Here is a 6454-nt window from a genome sequence, read left to right on the forward strand (position 1 = left end):
GCCCAAGTTGCCGAGGCCATGCGCCTGGCCGAGTCCGGCACGGTCAGCGGCAAGGTCGTCCTCGTGCCGTAGCCGCCGCACTCACGGCCGTCGCCCCACCCGCTGCGCGCAGGTTCCGTGTTCCGCTCGTCGGTGCACGGCCTGCAGGACATCACCTCGGCCGGCAAACAGGTTCACCCCGAGCGCCGCATCGTGTGGGGCAGGAACACGACGACGTCCATGTCCGCACCGTGGAGCCCCGGTCCGCCGTGCCGGTCGAGGTCAACGCCCCCGCCTGCAGGCGGCACTCGCCGCAGCGCCGAGGACTCGCATCACATTCTGAGGACGAAGGCGGAGAACTGACCCACCGGTCAGCTGTGAATGCCCGACTGCGCCGACTGCCGCATATCGAAGAAGCGCCGCCATCGTATACAGCTGCACGGTCCCTTTCAGCACACGCAGTCGAGGCCGGAGCGGCCGTTCTCTCGTGCTTCGTGACTCGACATCTCAAAGCCTGGACAACGGCCACCTCCGCTGTCCCGAGAAGCACCACAGATCGGCAAGCCGGATGCCAGGCGACGCCAAACGTCAAGCCCCCGGTGCCTGTTGTCGAACCTGTTGCGGACAGGTCAAGCCATGTGACGCGGCACAGGGCACAGCATTCACAGCGCCGACAGGGCTCAGCCGGCGAACAGCCAGGTGGCATCGATCAGCCCAACGACGCAGTTGCCGCGCGTAGCTCTTCCAAGGCTGCCAGTGCATGGGGCGCGAGCCCTTCAGCGTCATCACGATCACTTTCGCACCACCGGGCGTAGCCCCGCTTGAATGCGAGGACTCCCAGCTCGCCCGCGAGATGCGCAGTCGGGTCGGGGACACCGCGGGCGTTGAGCGCGGCTGTCATGGTGGCCGCGAGACCGACGCTCTTGAGGGCGTCGCGCTCCTGAAGTTCGGTGCTGGCTGCCACAGCTGCTTCGAGGCGGGGGCCGAGTTCGCGGTTCGCCGGGCCCATGGCGCGCGATGCGCGCTCGAGACCGGCCGCCACCGCCTGAAGCGGGCTGGCGCTCGCAGGCGCCTCGGCGATGCCGTCGGCGAGCAGCCTGCTGAGCGTCTCCTGGCCGGCGACCAGTAGCTCGCGCTTGTCGGAGAAGTGGCGGAAGAAGGTGCTCTTGGTGACGCCGGCGCGCTCGGCGATCTGCGTCACCGTGGTGGCGTCGTACCCCTGCTCGGTGAACAGGTCGACGGCCGCCACTACGAGTCGCTGGGTCGCCCCCGGTTGCCATCTAGCCATGAAGCCAGGATAGGTGATGGGACCGTTGTCCCGTCACCGTGTAGGCTCAGTGATGGGACAATGGTCCCATCACTTTGAGGGAGAACACATGCACGTCTTCGTCACCGGCGGTACCGGCACCATCGGCTCCGCCGTCGTCGCCGAACTGCTCGGCAACGGCCACACCGTTCTCGCACTGGCTCGCTCGGACGGCTCCGCGCAGGCTCTTGAGAGCGCTGGTGCCAAGGTGCTGCGAGGAGATCTGGCGGACCTCGACGTCCTGCGGTCCGGCGCCGCGCAGTGCGACGGTGTGATCAGTCTGGCGTTCGGACGCGACTACAGCAGTCCCGAAGCGCTCGCGCAGGCCATCACCGAGGAGAGCGCCGCTCTCGCCGCGCTGGGGCAGGAACTCATCGGCAGCGACCGCCCGATCGTCATGGTCTCGGGCACACCGTGGGTGCCGGGCCGCGCCTCCACCGAGGCCGACCCGCTGCCGACCGACGGCCCGGTGGGCGGTCGAGGCCGTTCTGTCACAACGCTGCTGGATCTCGCCTCGCGCGGTCTGCGCAGTATGGCTGTCCGCATGCCGCGCACGGTCCACAACGAGGGCCAGGGCGGATTCGCCGGCCTGTTGGTCGATGCGGCGCGCCGCACCGGAGTGGCCGGCTACCCGGGCGACGGCACCCAGCGCTGGCCGGCCGTGCACGCGCTCGACGCAGCGGTCCTGTTCCGTCTGGTCCTTGAGTCGGCACCGGCCGGAACGTCCTGGCACGCCGTTGCCGACGAGGGCGACGCGGTGCGGGACGTGGCCACAGTCATCGGCCGGCGACTGGGCCTGCCGGTCGAGGAGATTCCACAGGAGAACTTCGGCCCGTTCGGCCCGATCTTCGCCATGGACCAGCCGGCGTCCAGCGCCCACACCCGCGATGCCCTCGGGTGGCGGCCGACCCACTCCAGCCTCCTCGAGGACCTGGAAAACATCCAGCCCTGACGCACTCCCGTCGTCTTCCGCGTCCACTGGCTCGTGCGCGGCTTCTTGCGAGTCGGGCGCCGGGTGATCATGGTGATGGGCGCCCGGTTCGGGTGCGCTTCGGAGGGCTGGGGCAGCCGCTCGTGGCCGCGTGCGCTGCGGCCAGCGTTACTGATGCGATGAAGGGGCGGGGCCTGCCCCTCCCGCCGGGGGCGCAGGGTACTCGGCTGAGGCAGAGATCCGAACTCAGGCAGACCCTCGATGAGTTCACCACCGAATGACGGTGTGCAGTCGTGGGGGAAGAATCACCGCCACGGTGTCACCGTCCACAACCGTAGGCGGGATTTCCGGCCGGCCCGGGCCGCATGGCAGGAGCAGTACGAAAGGGGCGGTGCAGCTCTCCCGTTTGTGCCGACCACCAGCTCACGGACATGATGACGGTCCACGCGGGTCCGCCCGCGGGCAAGGCCGTCGAGCGGCCGATCCGTGCGATGCGTCAGCCGAACAGGGCTGATGGGAGAGCATCCTGCCCGACTGACGGCTGCTGGCCGAGCTACCCGAAACGCCGGGACGCCTACCGGTCTCAGGCGGTCAGGAGTCCTGCAAGGGTCTGTCCGGCGGATCATGCCGCAGACGCGGGGGCCGGCAGCCCTCCCCCACTGCCTCAAGGGCGTGGGGGACCCCCAGCGGCGTTGTCGTCGGTCGCCGACGCTCCGCGTGGACTCCCTCCTCCGCCTTGCACCTGGACGCACCAGCCCCCACTCACCTGGGTCGATCAGCCACCGTACGTTCCCTGCGACGTGATCCGCCGGACAGGCATCAGCGCTGTCTGGTCGGGCGAATGATGAGTTCGTTGACGTCCACGGACTCCGGCTGTCCGATCGCGTAGGAGATGGCGCCGGCGATGGTGTCCGCCGGGATCGAGTTCGCTCGGTACGTCCGCATCGCCTCCCGAGCGCCCAGATCGCTGATGGAATCGGCGAGCTCGGACTCCACCACACCGGGGGACACGGTCGTGACGCGGATGCTCGGGTCGACTTCCTGGCGCAGGCCCTCGGTGATGGCCCAGGCGGCGTACTTCGTGGCGCAATAGACCGCAGCTGTCGGCGATACCTGGTGGGCGCCGATCGAGGCGACGGTGACGAAGTGACCGCCTCCCTGCCGCTTGAAGTGCGGCAGCGCGGCGGCGATCCCGTACAGCAGGCCGCGCACGTTGACGTCGATCATCCGGTCCCATTCTTCGGTCAGCAGCGCATCGAGCCGGGACAACGGCATCACACCGGCGTTGTTGACGATCACGTCGATCCGGCCATGGCGTTCCGCGGCGGCATCCACGAAGGCGGCGACGTCTGCGCGGTCGGTCACATCGACAACGCGCACGTCCGCCGTACCCCCGCCGGTCTCGATCTCGCGCGCGACCTCGGTGAGGCGGTCCCCGCGGCGGGCGCCCAGGACGACCTGGTGGCCTTCGCGAGCGAGCTGGAGTGCGGTGGCCCGGCCGATACCGCTGCTCGCGCCGGTGATCAGGACGATCTTGGAGGGGGTGGTCTCAGGGTGGGGCGTGGTCACGGTTTTTCTCCTGGGTGGTGGAAGGTCTGCGCCGAGCGTGTGCTCGTGCCTGACTTCGGAGGCCGCACCGAGGGCGCCGCGGCAAGCCGATGGGGGCGACGGCAGTCGCAGTCAGCGCGGTAGGGGGCGCTCGCGGGGCGGCGGCATGGTCGCGTCGGCGCCTGACGTGAACGGAGACACGAATTCAACGAGTGCCGGTCAGACAGCGTTCGGGCTACACAGGCCCCCGCGTCGCAGTTGAGCGCTTTTGGGTCGTTTCGGCGACGGCACTGTCGGCGGTGAAGCTGCCGAGCAGGCTCAGGGCCTCTTCGGACGGACTGCCCGGGTCGGCCTGATAGACGACGAGCTGCTGTCCGGGAGCGCTGTTCACAGTGAACGACTCGTAGTGCAGCATCAGTTCTCCGACCACAGGGTGGCGAAGGCGTTTGGTCTCCTGCGTCTTCTGTCGGATGTCGTGGCGGGCCCACAGACGGCGGAAGGACTCACTTTTGAAGGACAGTTCGTCGACCGTCTCGATGAGGTGGGGATCGTCGTAGTCGGTCCCGACAGCAGCGCGCAGGCCTCCGACGGTGTTCGCCGCCACGCGGTCCCAGTTCGGGTAGAACTCAGGTGCGTCCAAGTCGAGGAACACCAGCCGCAGCAGGTCATCGCGGTAGGTGTGTCCGTCGAACAGTGCCTTGCCGAGGGCGTTGGCCGCGAGCACCCGCAGACAGCGGTCCAGCACCACGGCAGGTGTCTGCGGCCAGGCAGCCATCATGTTCAGCAGTGGTGAGCTGACGTGCTCGTCATGAGCGGCCCGGTGCCGCTTCCCGGGGCGCGGGAGTGCGAGTCGGCGGAGGTGCTTTGCCGCGTCTTCCTCCAACTCGAGTGCCCGGGCCAGCGCGTCGACCACCTGGAGCGACGGGTGACGCTCGCGCCCTTGTTCCAGCCGTCCGTAGTAGTCGGTGCTCACGCCGGCGAGCCGTGCGACCTCCTCCCGGCGCAGGCCCGTCACACGGCGCCGGCCGTCGGCCGGCATGCCGATTTCCTCGGGCCGGAGCAGCTCGCGGCGAGCCCGCAGGAACTGCCCGAGCCGGTTCCCCGCGTCGGTGTTCATGCGTACGAGGCTATGCAGGAACCGCGCCCGATACGAGCCCCGAGGGTGGGTGGGACGCTCCTGCCCTGGATGCGAAGCCCTCTGCGCGCGTCACCACGCGACCCTCGGTGACCGTCATGGGGCGGCGGACGGCCTCTCGGCGGCAGACACTGCCTTGATCGATCGCCCACTCGATGTGCGCCGGGGTCAGCGACGAATGCGCGGACTTCATCAGCGCGACGCGGCCCGCTATGTGCGGGGTGGTCATGCGGGGCCCTTGCGTGGCTTGCCGCCGTCGGTCCGCAGGCGGGGCGCCCGAGGAAGAGTTCCGTGATGCCGGACACTGGACGCTTGCGTCGCGGGGACGAGTTCTGTCGGTGGCCGGACTGATCGCGATGCGGCCCGGCTTCCGCACGCAGCTGCGCCACGGCCTGCCCGCCCAGGCAGCCGCCGCAGCACGGGCGAACGCGACCGCATCGCGCGGCGGCGCCCACCAGTTGGCCAAGGCGCCGGTCGTGCGGGCGGACGTATCACCAAGGTGGTCTTCGCAGCGCCATCCGGCCGTCTCAGGCGAGGCCGCGCAGTGCTTCGTCGTCTGTGCTGCCGGGGTGCGGGAAGTAGACATACAGGACGTGGCCCTCGGGCCCGGTGAGCGCGAAGCTCTCGAAACTGAGGCGCAGGATACCGAGGCCGTCGACAGTGATGCGCTTGTCACCCGTCATGCGTTCGTACACGTCGTGAGAGTCCCACAGGGCGCGGAATGTCTCACTGCGCTTGCGCATGCCCGCAACGAAGCCGTCGAGTTCTGTTCGGCGGGTTGCCACGGTGGCACGCAGACCCGCGACGGCCTGCAGGGCGATCTCGTTCCAGTCGGGATAGGTCTCCTGGGCGCGTGGGTCGAGGAAGGTGAACTCGATCAGGTTGTGCCCCGGGCTCCATGCCGGGTTGACTCGGGCAGCGAGCGCGGTGCCGGCCAGAACATCGCGGTTCGGGGCGACGACGAACGCGGGCAGGTCGGTCCAGCGTTCCAGCAGGTGCAGCACCCCGGGCCGCACAGTGGAGACAGCGAGGGCGTCGCTGTCGGCCGGGGCCAACGACGGCATGGCCAGGGACCACAGATAGGCCCGCTCGGTGTCGTCCAGGCGCAGGACACGGGCCAGGGCTTCGAGGATCTCGCGGGAGGGGCGCCGGTCACGCCCCTGCTCGAGGCGGGTGTAGTAAGAGGGGCTGAGCCCGGCGAGCAGCGCCAGCTCCTCGCGACGCAGCCCCTTGACCCGTCGTCGCGTGTTGTCGACGACACCGGCGGAGGCCGCGTCGACCCTTTCCCGACGGCTGCGCAGGAACGAACCGAGCTGATTGTCATCATGTGTCATCGAGGCTGACCCTACCGTTTCCGGGTGTAGGGGTGCCGCATGCGAAGGTGTCCCTGGGAGGGCCACCCTCAAGGGGGTGTGGCACGTCATCCGGAGTGCTGGTGCCATGGAGGCATGTCGAACGAAGCGAATGAAACGTCTGTCTGGCTGATCACCGGCTGCTCCAGCGGCCTGGGCCGTGCCCTGGCCGAGCACGCCCTCGAACGGGGTGACCGGGTGGC

At 69.2% G+C, this 6454-nt stretch carries 5 protein-coding genes; 1 reads left to right on the forward strand and 4 read right to left on the reverse strand.

Annotated elements, in window-relative coordinates:
* Nucleotides 1-688 precede the first annotated feature (688 nt).
* Entirely contained in the window at nucleotides 689-1267 is a 579-nt protein-coding gene (locus IE318_RS43845; RefSeq protein WP_189908410.1) for a TetR/AcrR family transcriptional regulator, read from the reverse strand.
* Between the two features lie 88 nt (nucleotides 1268-1355).
* Between IE318_RS43845 and IE318_RS43850 the strand changes: the two genes are divergently transcribed.
* Nucleotides 1356-2237, forward strand: coding sequence for an SDR family oxidoreductase (locus IE318_RS43850; RefSeq protein ID WP_189908411.1), 882 nt, complete (start codon nucleotides 1356-1358; stop codon nucleotides 2235-2237).
* Between the two features lie 798 nt (nucleotides 2238-3035).
* Here the strand turns inward: IE318_RS43850 and IE318_RS43855 are convergent.
* The 3 genes from IE318_RS43855 to IE318_RS43865 form a co-directional block, all read right to left on the reverse strand.
* Complete coding sequence (locus tag IE318_RS43855) at nucleotides 3036-3785, reverse strand: SDR family oxidoreductase (protein WP_189908412.1); 750 nt, start codon at nucleotides 3783-3785, stop codon at nucleotides 3036-3038.
* A 214-nt stretch (nucleotides 3786-3999) separates the two neighbouring features.
* Nucleotides 4000-4881, reverse strand: a complete 882-nt coding sequence (locus IE318_RS43860; RefSeq protein ID WP_189908413.1) for a helix-turn-helix transcriptional regulator — start codon at nucleotides 4879-4881, stop codon at nucleotides 4000-4002.
* 545 nt (nucleotides 4882-5426) lie between these two features.
* A complete protein-coding gene (locus tag IE318_RS43865) occupies nucleotides 5427-6233 on the reverse strand; it encodes a helix-turn-helix transcriptional regulator (RefSeq protein WP_189908414.1) in 807 nt (268 codons plus the stop codon).
* Nucleotides 6234-6454 lie beyond the last annotated feature (221 nt).

This window comes from Streptomyces spiralis (genome assembly GCF_014654675.1).
GTDB lineage: Bacteria > Actinomycetota > Actinomycetes > Streptomycetales > Streptomycetaceae > Streptomyces > Streptomyces spiralis.